The sequence below is a fragment of the Lentzea sp. NPDC060358 genome, from assembly GCF_042725365.1.
GTDB lineage: Bacteria > Actinomycetota > Actinomycetes > Mycobacteriales > Pseudonocardiaceae > Lentzea.
This window is the reverse complement of the sequence record NZ_JBHXCW010000517.1, coordinates 1-1,044: the sequence shown is the minus strand read 5'-3', so window position 1 is coordinate 1,044 and position 1,044 is coordinate 1. Positions and strand designations below refer to the sequence as shown.

General features: G+C 74.4%; 1 protein-coding gene and 1 pseudogene. Both read right to left on the bottom strand.

Annotation, left to right across the window (positions count from 1 at the left end; all coding sequences use genetic code 11):
* Positions 1–201, bottom strand: a pseudogene (locus ACFWGZ_RS41320) (hypothetical protein); the annotation flags it as partial.
* Positions 194–1,044: ABC transporter ATP-binding protein (locus tag ACFWGZ_RS41315; protein ID WP_382457028.1), on the bottom strand; the 851-nt coding region annotated here is incomplete at its 5' end. The pseudogene ACFWGZ_RS41320 and the gene ACFWGZ_RS41315, both read right to left, overlap by 8 nt.

Below are 1,044 nucleotides of genomic sequence, written 5' to 3'. Positions count from 1 at the left end.
GCCCTCGTCGGGGCGGACGGACTGCTGGACGACCAGGGCCAGCGGGTAGAGGAAGACCACGGCGAGTACGGCGACGGGCGGCAGCGCCCAGACGAAGCGCGGTACGCGGCGGGGTTCGCGGGCCGGGGCCTGCGGCTCGCCGCCCGGTCCCGCCCTGCGCGTGTCCCTGGCCGTGGCGACGGCCGGTGCTGCGCTAGCCATCGGTCCCTCCCCCGGTTCCCGGGGCCGCGCCGGCGGGCAGCAGCACCGCGTCCTCGGCCGCGAAGTGCAGGGTGACCCGGTCGCCGAGCACCGGGGTCTCGCGGAGTTCCTTCAGGTCGGCCTTGACGCGGTGGCCGTCGATGTCGACGTAGAGGCGGTGGGTGGAGCCGCGCCACTGGACCTCGGCGATCGTTCCGGCGAGCGCGTTGGGCCCGTCGCCGAGCCCGACCAGGTGCGGGCGGACGCAGAGGGTGGCGGTGGCGCCCCGGGTGACCTCGCCGGTCGGTACGGAGAGGGCGCGCCCGGCGAAGTCGACGGTGTCGGCGGCCTCGGCGACGGTGACCGGCAGCAGGTTGGCGTTGCCGACGAAGGAGGCGGTGAACTCGGTGCGCGGGCGGCGGTAGAGGTCCTGCGGGGTGCCGCAGTCCTGGAGCCGCGCCTTGTCCATGACCGCGATCCGGTCGGCGAGGGTGAGCGCCTCGACCTGGTCGTGGGTGACGTACAGGATGGAGACGTCCGGCAACTCCCGGTGCAGCCGCGCCAGTTCGGCGAGCATTCCGGAGCGGAGCTGGGCGTCGAGGGCGGAGAGCGGTTCGTCGAGCAGCAGGACCCCGGGCCGGATGGCGAGCGCGCGGGCGATGGCGACGCGCTGCTGCTGGCCGCCGGAGAGCTCGCGCGGGTAGCGCGTGGCGTAGGCGGCCATGCCGACCATGTCGAGGGCCTCGGCGACCCGCTCGGGGATCTCGGACTTCGCGACCTTGCGGGCCCTGAGGCCGAAGGCGACGTTGTCCTGGACCCGCATGTGCGGGAAGAGGGCGTACTGCTGGACGACCATGCCTATGC